This window comes from Kordiimonas sediminis (assembly GCF_014656395.1).
Lineage (GTDB): Bacteria > Pseudomonadota > Alphaproteobacteria > Sphingomonadales > Kordiimonadaceae > Kordiimonas_A > Kordiimonas_A sediminis.
In genome coordinates this window covers 1,081,430-1,097,389 of the sequence record NZ_BNCI01000002.1, presented here as the reverse complement: position 1 = coordinate 1,097,389, position 15,960 = coordinate 1,081,430, and the positions used below count along the sequence as shown (strand labels likewise).

Sequence of the window (15,960 nt, the reverse complement as noted above, 5' to 3'; positions counted from 1 at the left end):
GCTGCTAAAATGCATGTAGTTTGTCAGGTCTATTGGTATAGCCAGGGAGAATCAGGAGACTGTGATCTGGTAGAGTGCGAAAAGGGTGAAATGATCCTTTAAAAGTCACTTCACCCATAGTGGGTTTAGGGGGCTTGGTGCTTACCGTTCAATATTAGCCCAGTCATAAAATTTGATAATCTCGCCGTGTTTGGTTTGGTCTGGTGAGCACAGTTCCAGAAATAGTGGCGCGATGTCTTCCGGTGTCGGTAGGGTGAGTGGGTCTTCGCCCGGTACGGCGCTCGCACGCATCTTGGTACGGATCGGGCCCGGATCTACAATGTTACATTTGATGTTTGTAATGTTGCACTCACTGCAATAGGTCAAAACCAACTCTTCAAGGGCAGCTTTTGTTGTTGCGTACCCACCCCAGTATGCCCGGTGCTTTCCAGCTGCACCCGATGATACGAAGACAGCACGCGCATTTTCTGCAAGCTTTAAAAGCGGGTCCATAGACCGGATCAAACGGAAGTTTGCCGTAAGGTTCACATCAAGCAGTTCGGCCCAGTCTTTTGGATCAATATGACCGAGTGGCGACATTGGACCCAGTACACCAGCATTACCGATCAGGATGTCGAGTTTACCCCAGCGTTCATAGATCGCACCGCCCAGACGGTCGATAGCATCCCCGTCCTTCAGGTCAAGTGGAACAAGGGTACAACTGCCGCCTGATTCGTTTATTTCATCGTCCAGTGCTTCAAGAGCACTTTGTGAACGTGTCCGGGCGACGGCAATAACATGGACGCCTGCTTTTGCGAGTTCTAGTGCAACAGCACGGCCTATGCCGCGTGAAGCACCGGTCACGAGCGCAACGCGCTTGTCCGTAGAGGTATCTGACATATTTCTTATGATCCTGTTGAGGCAATCAGGTTTAACTGGTTCGCTTTTTCCTCTTCCTCTGACTGGTCTGTCAGGAAGGTCGGATAATCACCCGTAAAGCAGGCATCACAGTGCGCAGGGCAACTATTGTTACGACCGTCTTTGTGATTAACCGCACGGTAAAGACCGTCAATGGAGAGGAAAGACAGGCTATCTGCCTTGATATATTCGCACATGGCATCAACATCCATGCGGCCTGCCAGCAGTTTGCTCCGTTCAGGCGTATCAACACCGTAGAAGCAGCTATGGGCAGTTGGTGGTGACGCAATACGCATATGCACTTCTGCGGCACCTGCTTCGCGCATCATGTTCACAATTTTAAGGGAAGTTGTTCCGCGGACGATGGAATCATCAACGAGAACGATCTTCTTGCCTTCGATAAACCACTTGTTTGCATTGTGTTTCAGTTTCACACCAAAGTGACGAATTTGATCAGAAGGTTCAATGAAGGTGCGGCCAACATAGTGGTTGCGAATAATGCCGAGTTCAAACGGAATGCCACTTTCCTGTGCAAACCCGATCGCAGCGGGCGTACCGCTATCTGGCACAGGGATGACAAGATCTGCATCAACGGTGTTTTCACGGGCTAGTTCTGCGCCAATACGTTTGCGGACGTCATAGACGCTCAGGCTGTCCATGAAACTGTCAGGGCGTGCGAAATAGACATGCTCAAAAATACAGGGCCGTGGTTTAGTTTCCGGGAACGGCTTGATGCTTTTGATGCCCTCGTCAGTGACGATAACGACTTCGCCAGGTTCTACATCGCGTACATATTCCGCGCCGATAATATCAAGGGCACAAGTCTCCGAACACATGATGTAGGCTTTATCAAGTTTGCCAAGAACCAGCGGGCGAACACCCAAGGGATCCCTGACACCGATAAGCCCTTCACGAGTTAACGTTACCAGCGAGTAAGCACCTTCCAATTGGCGCAAGGCGTCAACAAAACGGTCCATCAAACCGCGGAAATGGCTCGTGGCGATCAGATGCAGGATCACTTCCGTATCTGATGTTGACTGAAAGATAGAGCCACGGCTGATCAATTGCTTTTTAAGATGCGCTGCATTTGTCAGATTGCCGTTATGAGCCACCGCAAAGCCACCAGAGGAAAATTCCGCAAACAGCGGCTGGCAGTTTCTAAGGATGGTTTCACCCGTCGTAGAGTAACGGACATGACCAATCGCGGAGTTTCCGGGCAGGGAGTCGATGACTTCCTGACTGGTGAAATTGTCCGCAACCTGGCCAAGAACACGTCTTGTTGTGAATTCTTGTCCATTCAGGGATGTAATCCCGGCGGCTTCCTGTCCCCGGTGCTGCAAGGCATGCAGTCCCAGTGCCGTGTGGGCAGTAGCGTCAGGAGAACCAAAAATACCGAAAACACCGCATTCTTCGCGTAGTTTATCGTCATCAAAGGGATTAGTGGTAAGGGTGGATGAACCGTTGGGCATGAAGCTTTGGGGCATGACTTTGTTACCATTTCTGGACCGGTCAGAGGTCTATGTTGTAAGCGGCAAAATTCTTTTTTGCTGCGTATCGTGAATTCTTAGGATGGATATACCTTCCACTGGCATGAATGCATAGTGAAAAAAACTGATTAATTTAGACTTACCGATTGTCTTTTTTCTTTTTTTCTTCTTCGTCGGCAATGTCATCAAACAGTTTATCCATCTTATTGCGTTGTTCCTGCATATATTTTGCAGCTTGTTCTTCCAGTTTTTCGTTGATGAACTGGCTTTCTACACTCTGAGATGCTTTTTCAATATAGTCTTTGCCTACCTCGGTCGGGTCTTTCCCAAGTGCTTCGGCTGCAAGCCCTTCCATCATTTCGGCGCCCCACGATACCAGTGGTCGCAGTTTTGCATCCTTCACCCATTCGGGCTGTTCTTGTCCTGGGTACAATTTAGCAAATCCGAGATAAAGTATCGAGACAATGACCATACCACGTAGCAAACCAAATAAAGCCCCAAGAGAGCGATCCAGGAATCCGATCTGACTGTCTTTAATCGCCCCGCCGATCCATTCGGCCAGAAGCTTCAGTACAAACAAAGTCACAAAGAAAAGAACTACAAGCGTGATAAGGTCAGCCAGTTCAGGGGGAGTTATTAAATCTCTGCCGTAAGGCTTTAGTAGCTGAAACCCGAAGATGGAAGCAACAAACGCACCGGCCCAAGCGCCAAAACTAAGGGCAACTGTTGCGAAACCTCTGCCAAAGGCAAAGAGGGTGGACAGGCCAATAATGACCAGTACGGCAATATCAAATGCGGTTAAGCTACTAACATCCATGATCGGTATGATACTCCAGTCTTACAATCAGGTCACGCATCAGGTTCAATGAACAGGGCGACAAGGTCGCTGACCCGGTCAACGGTTGTTTCCCGCATGCCGGACTTTCCCTGTGTTTTGCCTTTTGGCATAATGGCAGAAGAAAAACCAAGTTTTTGTGCTTCTTTCAAGCGCGCTTCGGTTTGGGAGACACTGCGGATATCTCCAGATAGGCTTATTTCTCCAAACAAAATGCATTCATTGGCGACCGGGCGCTGCGCCACACTGGATATCAGGGCGGCTGCAACGGCAAGGTCTGCTGCTGGTTCCGAGATTTTTAATCCACCGGCAACATTCAGATATACATCACAGCCAGAAAGACCAAGGCCGGCACGTGCATCCAGAACGGCAAGCACCATGGCAAGGCGTCCACTATCCCAGCCTACAACGGCACGCCTGGGGTTGGCCGCAGTTGTCTGCGCGACAAGCGCCTGAATTTCAACCAGTACTGGACGTGACCCTTCAACACCGGCGAAAACTGCACTGCCTGGCTCTAACGTATCGCGGTCGCTTAGGAATAATTCAGACGGGTTGGCCACTTCTGCAAGGCCTTCACCGGTCATTTCGAACACACCAATTTCGCCCGTGTCACCAAAACGGTTTTTAACAGCTCTTAGAATACGGAATTGGTGTCCCCGGTCCCCTTCGAAATACAGGACGGTATCAACCATATGTTCCAGAACCCTGGGGCCTGCGATCTGCCCGTCCTTGGTAACATGTCCAACAATCAGCATAACGGTGCCGCGTCGTTTTGCGTAACCGATCAGTTCGTGGGCGCAGACTCGCACCTGACTAACGGTACCGGGGGCACTATCTATATGGTCAGCAAAGATGGTCTGAATACTATCAATCACAACAACATCAGGGGGCGGCCCTTCATCAAGCGTAGTCAATATATTCCGAAGGCTGTTTTCTGCGCCTAGCTTCAGGGGGGCATCTGACAGTCCAAGTCTGCTTGCGCGCATCTGAACCTGTGCGGTTGCCTCTTCGCCAGAGAAATATATGCAGTGTTTCCCAGCTTTGGCGAGGTTGCCCATCGCCTGCAGAAGAATGGTGGATTTACCAATGCCAGGGTCCCCGCCCACTAGAATTGCACTGCCGGGTACTAAACCACCACCAAGGGCCCGATCAAATTCGGGCATGCCGCACAGTGTCCGCGGCACTTCTTTCTCTGGCGCATTCAGGTCAACAAGTCTTACATTGCTGCCTTTTTTCGCGGAAAGTCCTTTGGGCGCGCCAGAAACTGCCGCGGCTTCCTGTTCTATCGTGTTCCAACCGCCACAGTCGTCACATTTGCCCTGCCACCGCGTGTAAACAGATCCGCAACTTTGACAAACAAAGGATGTTTTTGCCTTGGCCATTAGCTTTTTAAAATCTGCATTTCAATGGGGCCGTGTGCGCGGCCATGGATAAATTGATCCACATATTCGTTGCCAGAGGTATCAATCGTTTCTTTACTACCTTCCCAGATAATCTTGCCCTCATAAAGCATAGCGACACGATCAGCGATTTTACGGGCACTGGCCATGTCATGGGTAATGGATAATGTAGTGGCGCCCAGATCTTTCACGCATTCGACAATAAGATCATTAATGACGTCAGCCATAATCGGATCAAGACCGGTCGTTGGCTCGTCAAAGAAGATGATCTCAGGCTCTGCTGCGATTGCCCGCGCCAGACCAACACGTTTCTGCATGCCGCCGGACAGTTCAGCTGGCGACAAATTGGCTACATCAGGACGCAGCCCAACACGCCTTAGTTTTTCAACAGCGATTTCCTTGGCGTCTTTTTTGTTCAAGCCTTTGCCCTGAATAAGGCCAAAGGCGACATTTTCCCAAACAGGAAGACTGTCAAAAAGCGCAGCGCCCTGAAAGAGCATGCCAAACTTTTCAAGAATTTTTTTTCGTTCACTGCGACTAGCGGTGGTGACTTCCTGTCCATCAACCTTGATTGACCCGCTATCAGGGCGGAGAAGCCCCAGAATACATTTCAGCATCACAGATTTGCCGGTTCCCGATCCGCCAATGACGACAAGCGATGAACCCTTGGCAATCGTAAGGTCAAGCCCTTGCAGAATATGCTTGGGGCCGAAGGATTTATGGACACCACTCAGGGCAATTTTTGGTGTAGCGGTCATCCTTTACCTCCAAACACGATAACGGTGATAATGAGGTTCGCAAGCAAGATGACAATGAAGGCAGATACAACAGCGTTTGTCGTTGCCTTGCCCACACCTTGTGCGCCGCCGCGGCTGATATAGCCATGATAACTACCCATCAAGGCGATGATGAACCCAAATACCGCTGCTTTCACCAGAGAAGAATAAACGTCAGCCTTCTCCAGATAGTCGTAGGTTACCTGCAGGTAGTTGCCAGCATTAAGTCCCAGCCGTTCGGTGCCGATAACATATCCACCCATGATTCCAATGATATTTGCAATCAATACCAGCATTGGCAGGGTAATCACTGCCGCCATCAAGCGCGGTGTAATCAGATATTTGAAAGGGTCAGTCGACAGGGTTACAAGCGCGTCTATCTGTTCAGTAACGCGCATGGTGCCAAGTTCAGCCGCCATCGCGCTAGAGACGCGCCCGGCAACCATCAGGCCGCCAAGAACAGGTCCCAACTCCCGAACAATGGCGATAACAACAACCCCGGGTACGACATTTTCTGCGTTAAAGCGGCTGCCACCAACATAGATCTGCTGTGCAAGTGCCGCCCCAGTGAAAAGTGCTGTCAACCCCACAACAGGTAGGCTGTTATATCCTATCAGCCACATTTGCTTTAGAATGATGCGCCAGTATATGGGCGGACGAACCAGATGGCTCACCGCATGGGCGGCAAATGAAAAGACACGACCGACTTCTGCCAAACTTGCTAGAAAGACGCTGCCAACAATAGCGAGAGGATTATACACGAGACCTTTAATGCCCTATTTAACCAAAAGATAACCATCAATAGCCGTTCTTTTAGGGAAAGAAAAGGGCAGGATTATGTGCCCGTAAAATTTGCTTTTCGTTTTTGTAGAAAGGCCGTTACACCTTCGCGGCAATCATTGGAAAAATAACAATCTCGCTGGATCATAGCCTCGGATTGGATTTGTTCTGTAAAGCTTTGATTGAATGACTTTGCTATCAGTTGCCTGATCCCGGAAAGGGCGCGGGTAGGGCCGTTAGCCAACCTGTTCGCAAGCGCGGTTGCTTCAGACATCAGGGCGTCATCCTCTACACATTTGTAGATCATGCCCCACTCAGCGGCCTTATCAGATGGCAATTTTTCGCCAAGCATTGTGACTTCCCGTGCGCGTGCTTCTCCAATTAACCTCGGTAGGATGTAGCTACTGCCTGCATCGGGTACGAGCCCAATGTTTACGAATGCCTGCAAAAAATAGGCGGACCTCGCAGCTACTACAAAATCAGCGGATAGCGCCAGGGACATACCTGCGCCGGCAGCTACACCGTTCACCGCAGTGATCACCGGAATTTTCAGGTGTGCTAATTCAAGAAGGAAAGGGTGATAGGATGTCATAAGATCCGTCCCTGCATCCTGCAGGTTACCCGCAGATAAATCGGCTCCCGCTGAAAATGCCTTGCCTTGTCCCGTGATGAGAAGGGCCCGCGCTTCGATCGCTCCTACCGCAATCTGGTTCAGGGTTTTACGCATTTCTTCAAGCATTTCGCGGCTAAGCGCATTGAGCTTGTCTGGCACATTCAGCGTTATCGTTGCCAGGCCGTCTTTGATGTCGAAGGTTATTGTTTTTAAATCTGTCATTTCACCCCTCCCAACCCTTGCAAATTGCAATGTACTGACTAATGAAGATTTTTATTGACCTTAGGGTATCTTTCGTGGGGTTTCAATCATCATCAGTTCAGGTATTGAAATGATGGTCATTATGGCAGTCTCTTAGTTGGGCTGTATGCGCAGGCGATCAGCTGCGGAGAATACTTTACGGAATCAGCATAAAAATGCGGTGAAATATCACCGCATGCGTCTTTAAATTTTAACTGGGTTTGCCAGAAATGCCGGGATATGAGGCCCCATGCCAATAACCTTGCCCTTTGGCCAGTCATCTGCTGCCAGTTTGGGTTTTGGTGGGACTACATCCGGTGCTTTAATATGCGGGATTTTTTTGTTGGTTAGCTTTTCAATATCAGCCAGGTTTTTCTGGTCCAGCTTGCTTTTCGTGACGATGGTGAAGGCACTTCCTTCTCTCCCCGCTCGTCCGGTTCTGCCAATACGGTGGACATAGTCTTCTGCATTGCCCGGTACATCAAAGTTAAAGACATGCGATACATCAGGCACGTCAAGACCGCGCGCGGCTACATCAGAGGCAACAAGGAGTTGAATAGTATTTTCTTTGAAGCCACTTAAAACACGCATTCTATCTGACTGCGCCATATCCCCGTGCAGTTCGCCAACGCTAAAACCGTGACGGTGTAGGGAGGAGTAGACTTCTTTGACGTCAGATTTGCGGTTACAGAAAATGATACCGTTTTTGACTTTCTCAGATTTCAGCAGCGCACGCAAAGTTTTGCGCTTATCTTTTGCTGCAACGGTGATCAGTTTTTGGTCGATTGTCGTGGCCGTGGAGGAAGCACGAGCAACTTCAATCATTTTGGGGTCATCAAGGAATTGTTTTGTAAGGCGCTCGATCGGAGGAGGCATGGTGGCTGAGAAAAAGAGGGTCTGGTGTTTCTTCGGAATACACTGACAAATTTTCTCAACGTCTGGGATAAATCCCATGTCCAGCATACGGTCAGCTTCATCGACAACCAGAATATCAATACCGGTCATCAGCAGTTTTCCACGCTCGAAGTGATCTAACAGGCGGCCTGGTGTCGCGATCAGGACATCTACACCGCGGTCCAGCAGTTTTTCCTGATCACCAAAGTTCACACCGCCAATAAGAAGCGCCATAGTCAACTTGTGATTTTTGCCATACTTCTCAAAGCTTTCGGCAACCTGTGCAGCAAGTTCACGCGTTGGTTCCAAAATCAGGGAGCGCGGCATTCTGGCACGTGCCCGGCCTTCGGAAAGGATGTCAATCATGGGCAAAGTGAAGGACGCGGTTTTCCCTGTACCCGTTTGGGCGATACCAAGAATATCGCGGCCCATTAAAACCTGAGGGATGGCTTGTGCTTGTATGGGTGTCGGCTCCGTATAGCCACTTTCGGCTACTGCAGACAGTGTTCCTTCGCTCAGTCCTAAAAGATCAAAACCCATTAACAATCCATATTTTTAATCAACAATTTGCGCGCAGCATAGGAATTGTGCACCCAATGTCAATGACAATGGCAACTGTCGAAGTCCATCTGTCGGTTCCTGTGTCTATGGTGCGACAAATTTATCGCGCCTTTCCCAAGCAATCAGGATGGGTATTTGTCAGTTTCAGCAATAAAAACTGGCTGTAATCGGCTGATATAAAGAGAATGTCTAGATATCCAATTCTGCTACAGAGTCTGCATTATCCCGAATAAATTCGAAACGACGCTCAGGCTTTTTGCCCATTAAATCATCTACGAGTTTATTGGTGATGGCACGTTCAGCATATTCAGTTGGCAATGTAACACGCAGTAGTGTCCGATTCTCTATTGCCATGGTTGTTTCTTTAAGCTGAGCTGGGGGCATTTCGCCCAGACCTTTAAAGCGGCTGACTTCGATTTTACCTTTGCCCGCAAACTCAGTTTCCATCAGTTCGTCTTTATGGGCGTCATCTCTGGCATAATGAACATTACCACCCTTCGCCAAACGATACAGCGGAGGCTGTGCCAGATAGAGATTTCCATCCAGAACCAATTGCGGCATTTCCTGGAAGAAAAAAGTCATAAGAAGGGTGGCGATGTGAGCACCATCTACGTCCGCATCGGTCATAATGATAACTTTTTCGTAGCGCAAAGACTCACGGTCGTAGCCTTCTCGCGTACCACAGCCTAGTGCCTGAATAAGATCCCGTACTTCCTGGTTTGCGGCGATCTTGTCACGGGTTGCAGAAGCAACATTCAGGATTTTACCGCGAATAGGTAAGACTGCCTGTGTTTTCCGGTCACGAGCCTGTTTTGCAGATCCGCCCGCACTATCACCCTCTACGATGTAAATTTCGGTGCCTTCTGAGCTGTCACTGGAGCAATCTGTAAGTTTGCCCGGTAGGCGAAGTTTACGTTTCCCAACAGCCGTTTTACGTTTGATTTCGCGCTCCTGCTTACGGCGTAAGCGCTCCTCGAGACGTTCCAACGCCCATGTAAGCAAGTTGTTTGCACGGTTTGGTTGGTCCGCCAGCCAGTGATCAAAGGCATCCCTGATAGCATTTTCAGTCAGGCGTGCGGCTTCTGCGGTAGACAGTTTGTCTTTGGTCTGGCCCTGAAACTGTGGGTCCCGAATGAAAACCGAAAGCATCGCGCAGGAAGAGCCGGATATATCTTCGCCTGTTAACTGAGCTGCTTTCTTATTGTTGACCAATTCACCATACGCCTTCAGCCCTTTGATCAGGGCAGCGCGCAGACCGCTCTCATGGGTGCCGCCTTGCGGGGTAGGGATTGTGTTACAGTAACTGTTAGAAAACCCATCCCCAAATTCCGGCCATGCCAGTGCCCATTCAACCTGACCCTGTTCGTCTGGAAATTTTGCAAAGCCAGCAAACGGTTCTTCGGTAACGCAGGTGCGTTTGCTCACGGTCTCTTTTAAATAGTCTGCAAGACCGCCAGGGAAGTGCAGTGTTGCCTCTACTGGTGTTTTGTCATCTTTCTCAATGAGATCCGCAGCACACCGCCAGCGAATTTCCACACCGCGAAACAGATAGGCTTTTGAACGGGCCATTTTGTAAAGCCGTGCCGGTTTCAGCTTTGCCTTGACGCCAAAAATCTCATGATCAGGCAGAAAGGTAATTTTTGTACCGCGACGATTATTGACACTGCCAAGATCTTCAAGACCGGTGACGGTTTTACCGCGGCTGAACTTTTGCTGTTTCAGTTGCTTGTCACGTGCGACTTCAACGGTCATCCACTCGCTGAGAGCGTTTACGACAGATATACCAACACCGTGCAGGCCGCCTGATGTTGCGTATGCATCAGAGTTAAACTTACCGCCAGAGTGAAGCGTAGTCAGAATGACTTCCAGTGCTGATTTGCCGGGGTATTTAGGGTGTGGGTCAGTTGGGATACCGCGACCATTATCCGTGATTGTCAGCGATCCATCGTCGTTTAGCTGCATTTCAATGCGGTTGGCATGGCCAGCAACGGCTTCATCCATGGAGTTGTCGAGGATTTCAGCAACAAGATGGTGCAGAGCGTTGTCATCAGTACCGCCGATATACATACCGGGTCTTTGCCTGACTGGCTCCAGCCCCTCAAGGACCTCAATATCTTTCGCGCTGTAGTCGGATTTGGTCTGGCTGACTTCGAAGAGGTCGCTCATGCAGTATTCCCCGGAACTTGGATCAAAAATAATCGAATTAAAGGAGGTAATATAGAGACCGGAGTGCGTCAAGGTTAACGAGTTTAAATCTACACAATGATCTTGGCCGAATTGTAAGGCGAACCTAAAGTGCCCCTATGATGGTGCTAGGTTTAGTCAAACAAGGCGTCGATTTCTTCCTGTGTATGTGCGGCATCTCTGTCATCATCCTTGATGTTGGTGGACTCTTTTGCAGCAATAATGGTTTTTGACGTAGCTTCATCTACAAATTCGTCCACTTTCCCATGAATGATTGCATTCAGCTTCGCCAGTTCTTCCTGGACTTGTTGCACGCGTGATTTTATCAGCATGCTCGCATTTTCAGTCAGACCACGCTCTGCCACATTTAGAGTCTTCAAGCCGGAAACTGTCGCAACAAGAAAGTCATCAAGGTGCTGGCACGTGATGTCAAATGCCTTGCGAATACTTGTCGGAGCCAGTTCATACGCTTCTACCGCAAGGTCCTTGGCCGCAAAACCACTATCAAGAAAATGCTGGGGGTAACTTTTAGGCGCCCATTCATAAGTATCTTCGGCAATATCAGGCATGTCGGGCACCATCTCCAGCAGCATCACTATCTCATTGTAATGATTAAGGTAATCAGTTGCCAGAAAGCTCGCAGGATTGATGTTTGCTTGCTGCAGACGAGGCTGTATTTCTTGTTGTTCTTTTGTCAATTGTGTTTTGGTCATCGTCATCGCAATCGTCATACGGGCCCCAAAAACTCAATACACTTACCTTTTGTGGCAAGAAAATGAAGCAAATAAAAGTTCTAGATGTCAGAATGAGGGAAATATCTTTACGGGACGTAAATGCCATAAAAATAGAGGCCCCTTTGTCAGGGCCTCTGGAAGTACTGTATATTTGTAGCGTATTATGCGCTGTAGTACATATCGAACTCGACAGGATGTGGCGTCAGGTCCAAACGGTTAATTTCCTGCCATTTCAGTTCAATGTAAGCATCGATCTGATCGTCGGTGAAAACGCCACCTTTGGTCAGGAACTCACGGTCAGCATCAAGGGCCTCAACCGCTTCGCGTAGTGAGCCGGCAACTGTTGGAATGCCTTCCAGTTCTTCTGGTGGCAGCGCATACAAATCTTTGTCCATGGCATCGCCCGGGTGTATTTTGTTCTGGATACCGTCAAGGCCAGCCATCAGAAGCGCTGCAAATGCCAGATATGGGTTAGCCGTTGCATCCGGGAAGCGTACTTCTACACGCTTGGACTTTGGGCCACCACCGAATGGAATGCGGCAGGAAGCGGAACGGTTGCGTGCTGAATATGCAAGCAGAACCGGTGCTTCAAAGCCAGGTGTCAGGCGTTTGTAGCTGTTTGTCGCCGGGTTGGTGAAGGCATTCAGTGCTTTGGCGTGTTTGATAATGCCGCCAATGTAGTAGAGTGCAGTCTCTGACAGGTCAGCATAGCCATTACCAGCAAACAGTGGGTTGCCGTCTTTCCAGATGGACATGTGCACGTGCATGCCTGACCCGTTGTCTGCGGCAACAGGTTTTGGCATGAAAGTAGCCGTTTTACCGTATGTGTGGGCAACTTGGTGGACGCCGTATTTGTAGACCTGAACGTTATCAGCAGTTTTAGTAAGCGTAGAGAAGGTCATGCCGAGCTCGTGCTGAGACGCAGCCACTTCGTGATGGTGCTTATCCATAGGAGCACCCATCTCTTTGATAACTTTTACCATGTCGCCACGGATGTCAGAGGCGCTGTCAACCGGCGCAACAGGGAAGTAACCGCCTTTTGCTCGTGGACGGTGCGCAAAGTTACCGCCTTCATACGTTTTGGCAGTGTTGTAGGGGCCTTCGATATCGTCCAACTGATACATGGCGCCGCTGTAGTCTACTTTGAAGCGGACGTCATCGAACATGAAAAACTCTGGTTCCGGGCCAAAATAGGCAGTTTCGCCGATGCCAGTGAACTTTAAGTATTCTTCAGCGCGTTTTGCAGTAGAGCGTGGGTCACGAGCATAATCCTGGCCGGTAGACGGCTCAAGAATGTCGCAGAAAACAACCAGTGTGACATCTGCTGCGAATGGATCAATTGTTACCGCAGACAGGTCTGGTTTAAGGATCATGTCTGATTCGTTGATTGCCTTCCAGCCAGCGATGGACGAACCATCAAACATGAAACCTTCTTCGAGCATGTCTTCATCGATTACTTCGGAATCCATTGTCAAATGTTGCCATTTGCCCTTGGGGTCAGTGAAGCGAAGGTCAACCCATTCAGCATTCAGCTCTTCGATAAGCTTGAGAAAAGAGTCGATGGTTAGATTTTCGTATTTAGACATATTGGACCTCTTTTAAAACGTCGGATGGTTTGAATTCTTGGATGCCGCAGAATTAGATCGCGTCATCTCCGGTTTCACCGGTTCTGATGCGAATTGCTTCTTCAACGGTGCTGATAAATATTTTGCCGTCACCAATGCGGCCAGTGTGTGCGGCATCGCGAATTGCTTCTGCAGCACGTTCCATTTGGGCGTCGGAAACAACGACTTCGATTTTTACCTTTGGCACAAAATCAACTACATATTCTGCACCGCGATACAGCTCGGTATGTCCCTTCTGACGACCAAAGCCTTTTGCTTCGGTAACTGTAATTCCTGAAATGCCGACATCATGGAGGGCCTCTTTGACCTCATCCAATTTGAACGGCTTGATGATTGCTTCTATTTTTTTCATTCTTTTTACACCTGTTTTCATTTTGGTGTTCTGGACGCGTGTAAGATTGCACAGCTTGTGCCAGTTTTAGAATGGCTGATGAAACGGCAGTTTTATGCGAAAAACTCACAGCAAAAGTCTGTATTCTGACTTTTAATGTGATTAAAAAATAAGCAGGTGACTATTGGTGAAGCATTTTACTGTCCCTCACGGAGCAGAAAAAACGATTTTCGGGCATCTTAGGTCTTGACGAATGGGGGGCAGTGCGCATAAACAGGCGCACCCAACGGGCAATTGCTCCGTTTGGTTTGAAATGTTGTGGCGGGTGTAGCTCAGTTGGTTAGAGCGCCAGATTGTGATTCTGGAAGTCGCCGGTTCAATTCCGGTCACTCGCCCCACTTTCCCTGCCTTCCTTAAATGTCCAGCAACTTAGCCTCTGAAATTTTAGCAGTGATTTCATGTCGCTTGTCCATGCAATGTTCAGGTGTAAGTTCTCCAAGCATAACAAGTCTTTTGTCTTCTATATCCGTACATATATCGCGTATTGAAATTAATAGATTCGTCACTCCGTATCAGCTTCCCTGAGATAAGAACTGCAATAAAAGTAAAGTTTTGGCGTTTGTCGAATCGATTCTTTTGATATGCTAAAGCGATTCGTCAGGTCTGTGAGAGGGATGGAGTTGGTTATGGGGTTGGATCCGCGTTTGCCGGAAAGTCATATACTATTGTCACCGCATCAAATGTATGCGGCGGATACCTGGGCGATGCAAAATGGCACGTCCGGTATTACGCTGATGGAAAGGGCTGGTAAATCAGTTGCAGAAGTAGCTACTGAAATGATGCCCCATAACGGTGATGGTACTATCATTGTTTTGTGTGGACCAGGCAACAACGGCGGTGATGGCTATGTCGCGGCCAGATATCTGGCTGAGTGGGGCTATACTGTATCAGTGATGCCAATCAGCGATATTATGGCGTTGAAGGGTGACGCAGCCATTATGGCGCGGCCATGGATTGGCCGGACACGACCGATGGACCTTAACGCACTGAAATCGGCAGACCTTGTGATTGATGCCATGTTTGGAGCTGGGCTGGACCGCGATATTGAAGGAGATATTGCGGCTGTCATAGAGGCAGTAAACGAAGGATCTGCCGTGGTTTTGGCGGTTGATTTGCCTTCCGGGCTGTCTGGTGCGACGGGGCAGGTACAGGGGACTGCTATTCAGGCGGATACTTCTGTTACTTTTTTCTCTTACAAACCAGGCCACATCCTGACGCCAGGGCGGTATTATTCTGGCGGAATAGACAATATTCATGTCGTGGATATTGGTATTTCGCGGGACTGTCTGGCCGATATTCAAGTGAATACCTATTGGAATACGGCCAGTCTGTGGCAAGGGGCGGTTTTTCATCCGGGGCCATCCTCTCATAAATATGACCGCGGACACGTGCTGGTTCTGGGTGGGCGGGAGCCCGCGCTGGGCGCTTCACGTCTTGCCAGTTTGGCTGCGCTCAGGTCAGGGTGTGGATTGAGTACACTGGCATGCCCTTCAGAATCCTATTCTATTCAGGCGACGGCTTTAACAGATGTTATGGTCAGGCGTTATGACAGCAGCTTTGGCCTTCTAAGTATTATGGCGGACAAGCGTATCAATACAATTGTTGCCGGTCCGGGGCTGGGTGTTGGAGAGAAAACGACAGAAACTATTCTTGCTGTTTTAAATGAAAGGCGCAGGACTGTTCTGGATGCGGATGCGCTTACCAGTTTGGCGCGGCAAATGGTGCAACTATCTGATTATTCTGGGCAAGACATTGTTTTGACGCCACATGATGGCGAGTTTAAGAAAATGTTTCCGGACATTTCACTGGATGATCGTCTGTCTGCTGCAAGGCAGGCCGCGCGTCAAACGGACTGCGTCATTGTACTGAAGGGGGTGTCTACTATTGTTGCCGCGCCAGATGGCAGGGCATCAATTGCCAGCAACGCACCGGCATGGTTGTCTGTGGCGGGTGCAGGCGATGTTCTTGCTGGAATCATAGCCGGAGTTCTGGCGCAGGGTCTGCCGCTCTTTGAATCTGTGTCTTATGCAGTGTGGCTACACGGAAAGTCCGGGGAGGTAGCGGGGCGCGGTTTGATCGCCAGTGATCTGCTGCCAGCGATTGCCAAGTCACTGCCATAATGCGTGGTGATCGGCGATATTGCTCGCTCATAGTGTGTTTATCGGCATCCGGATTTGGGGTAGGCGAAATGCCAAAATAGGGTGCTTTCGGGAAAAAGCGTCTCCTCAGGTGAAAAAAAGCTTGTGCTCCGGCGCGCGCCTGTTATAAGCCCACAATCACAAATCACTCGCGGTGCCAAATGTGGCGCCGCTATTGTTTGTGCCCAGCCAGACTCCCTTGAGGATCGTCAAACGGCTGAACGGAAAATGGAACTGCGGGCGTGGCGAAATTGGTAGACGCGCTAGATTTAGGTTCTAGTGTCCTTCGGACGTGGGGGTTCAAGTCCCTCCGCCCGCACCATCTTTCCGAAATAAGCACAGGGTAGGGTACAGACACCCGAACTGCAAAATCGCAGATCGGGCACACATATTAGAGATTATGAA

At 49.4% G+C, this 15,960-nt stretch carries 13 protein-coding genes and 2 tRNA genes; 3 read left to right on the top strand and 12 right to left on the bottom strand.

Annotated features, from left to right (window positions below; all coding sequences use genetic code 11):
• Positions 1 to 141: 141 nt before the first annotated feature.
• The 12 genes from IE181_RS12605 to IE181_RS12550 all read right to left on the bottom strand — a co-directional run bounded on the left by IE181_RS12605 (position 142) and on the right by IE181_RS12550 (position 13,378).
• Entirely contained in the window at positions 142 to 879 is a 738-nt protein-coding gene (locus tag IE181_RS12605; protein WP_191253469.1) for an SDR family NAD(P)-dependent oxidoreductase, read from the bottom strand.
• A 5-nt stretch (positions 880 to 884) separates the two neighbouring features.
• The gene (gene purF / locus IE181_RS12600) at positions 885 to 2,381 is read right to left on the bottom strand and encodes an amidophosphoribosyltransferase (RefSeq protein ID WP_229819418.1); all 1,497 of its coding nucleotides are present in this window, start codon (positions 2,379 to 2,381) and stop codon (positions 885 to 887) included.
• A gap of 142 nt (positions 2,382 to 2,523) precedes the next feature.
• Complete coding sequence (locus IE181_RS12595) at positions 2,524 to 3,201, bottom strand: CvpA family protein (protein ID WP_191253468.1); 678 nt, start codon at positions 3,199 to 3,201, stop codon at positions 2,524 to 2,526.
• A gap of 32 nt (positions 3,202 to 3,233) precedes the next feature.
• Positions 3,234 to 4,601: a DNA repair protein RadA gene (gene radA / locus IE181_RS12590; protein WP_191253467.1), complete on the bottom strand. Its 1,368-nt coding sequence runs from the start codon at positions 4,599 to 4,601 to the stop codon at positions 3,234 to 3,236.
• On the bottom strand, positions 4,601 to 5,377 hold the full coding sequence (locus IE181_RS12585) for an ABC transporter ATP-binding protein (RefSeq protein WP_191253466.1): 777 nt from the start codon (positions 5,375 to 5,377) through the stop codon (positions 4,601 to 4,603). The genes radA and IE181_RS12585 overlap by 1 nt, the downstream gene beginning before the upstream one ends.
• Entirely contained in the window at positions 5,374 to 6,156 is a 783-nt protein-coding gene (locus tag IE181_RS12580) for an MlaE family ABC transporter permease (RefSeq protein WP_191253465.1), read from the bottom strand. Before IE181_RS12580 ends, IE181_RS12585 begins: the two co-directional genes overlap by 4 nt.
• A gap of 74 nt (positions 6,157 to 6,230) precedes the next feature.
• Positions 6,231 to 7,010, bottom strand: coding sequence for an enoyl-CoA hydratase-related protein (locus IE181_RS12575; RefSeq protein WP_191253464.1), 780 nt, complete (start codon positions 7,008 to 7,010; stop codon positions 6,231 to 6,233).
• A gap of 222 nt (positions 7,011 to 7,232) precedes the next feature.
• Complete coding sequence (locus IE181_RS12570) at positions 7,233 to 8,462, bottom strand: DEAD/DEAH box helicase (RefSeq protein ID WP_191253463.1); 1,230 nt, start codon at positions 8,460 to 8,462, stop codon at positions 7,233 to 7,235.
• A 210-nt stretch (positions 8,463 to 8,672) separates the two neighbouring features.
• A complete protein-coding gene (gene parE / locus IE181_RS12565) occupies positions 8,673 to 10,649 on the bottom strand; it encodes a DNA topoisomerase IV subunit B (protein ID WP_191253462.1) in 1,977 nt (658 codons plus the stop codon).
• A gap of 152 nt (positions 10,650 to 10,801) precedes the next feature.
• Complete coding sequence (locus IE181_RS12560) at positions 10,802 to 11,398, bottom strand: hypothetical protein (protein ID WP_191253461.1); 597 nt, start codon at positions 11,396 to 11,398, stop codon at positions 10,802 to 10,804.
• Positions 11,399 to 11,562: 164 nt separating this feature from the next.
• Positions 11,563 to 12,987 (bottom strand): type I glutamate--ammonia ligase, encoded by a 1,425-nt coding sequence (gene glnA / locus IE181_RS12555; protein ID WP_191253460.1) that lies wholly within the window; start codon positions 12,985 to 12,987, stop codon positions 11,563 to 11,565.
• A gap of 52 nt (positions 12,988 to 13,039) precedes the next feature.
• The gene (locus IE181_RS12550; protein WP_191253459.1) at positions 13,040 to 13,378 is read right to left on the bottom strand and encodes a P-II family nitrogen regulator; all 339 of its coding nucleotides are present in this window, start codon (positions 13,376 to 13,378) and stop codon (positions 13,040 to 13,042) included.
• Between the two features lie 300 nt (positions 13,379 to 13,678).
• Between IE181_RS12550 and IE181_RS12545 the strand changes: the two genes are divergently transcribed.
• From IE181_RS12545 to IE181_RS12535, 3 genes are all read left to right on the top strand, one after another.
• Positions 13,679 to 13,755 (top strand) — tRNA-His (locus tag IE181_RS12545).
• 288 nt (positions 13,756 to 14,043) lie between these two features.
• Positions 14,044 to 15,537, top strand: coding sequence for an NAD(P)H-hydrate dehydratase (locus IE181_RS12540; RefSeq protein WP_191253458.1), 1,494 nt, complete (start codon positions 14,044 to 14,046; stop codon positions 15,535 to 15,537).
• A gap of 254 nt (positions 15,538 to 15,791) precedes the next feature.
• A tRNA-Leu gene (locus tag IE181_RS12535) sits at positions 15,792 to 15,877 on the top strand.
• Positions 15,878 to 15,960: the final 83 nt, after the last annotated feature.

What these genes read in the sequence shown, in the direction of transcription:
- IE181_RS12550 (WP_191253459.1), bottom strand. Translation starts at nt 13,378, where the DNA reads ATGAAAAAAATAGAAGCAATCATCAAGCCGTTCAAATTGGATGAGGTC.
- IE181_RS12595 (WP_191253468.1), bottom strand. Translation starts at nt 3,201, where the DNA reads ATGGATGTTAGTAGCTTAACCGCATTTGATATTGCCGTACTGGTCATT.
- IE181_RS12585 (WP_191253466.1), bottom strand. Translation starts at nt 5,377, where the DNA reads ATGACCGCTACACCAAAAATTGCCCTGAGTGGTGTCCATAAATCCTTC.
- parE (WP_191253462.1), bottom strand. Translation starts at nt 10,649, where the DNA reads ATGAGCGACCTCTTCGAAGTCAGCCAGACCAAATCCGACTACAGCGCG.
- IE181_RS12570 (WP_191253463.1), bottom strand. Translation starts at nt 8,462, where the DNA reads ATGGGTTTTGATCTTTTAGGACTGAGCGAAGGAACACTGTCTGCAGTA.
- glnA (WP_191253460.1), bottom strand. Translation starts at nt 12,987, where the DNA reads ATGTCTAAATACGAAAATCTAACCATCGACTCTTTTCTCAAGCTTATC.
- IE181_RS12540 (WP_191253458.1), top strand. Translation starts at nt 14,044, where the DNA reads ATGGGGTTGGATCCGCGTTTGCCGGAAAGTCATATACTATTGTCACCG.
- purF (WP_229819418.1), bottom strand. Translation starts at nt 2,381, where the DNA reads ATGCCCCAAAGCTTCATGCCCAACGGTTCATCCACCCTTACCACTAAT.
- IE181_RS12575 (WP_191253464.1), bottom strand. Translation starts at nt 7,010, where the DNA reads ATGACAGATTTAAAAACAATAACCTTCGACATCAAAGACGGCCTGGCA.
- IE181_RS12560 (WP_191253461.1), bottom strand. Translation starts at nt 11,398, where the DNA reads ATGACGATTGCGATGACGATGACCAAAACACAATTGACAAAAGAACAA.
- IE181_RS12605 (WP_191253469.1), bottom strand. Translation starts at nt 879, where the DNA reads ATGTCAGATACCTCTACGGACAAGCGCGTTGCGCTCGTGACCGGTGCT.
- radA (WP_191253467.1), bottom strand. Translation starts at nt 4,601, where the DNA reads ATGGCCAAGGCAAAAACATCCTTTGTTTGTCAAAGTTGCGGATCTGTT.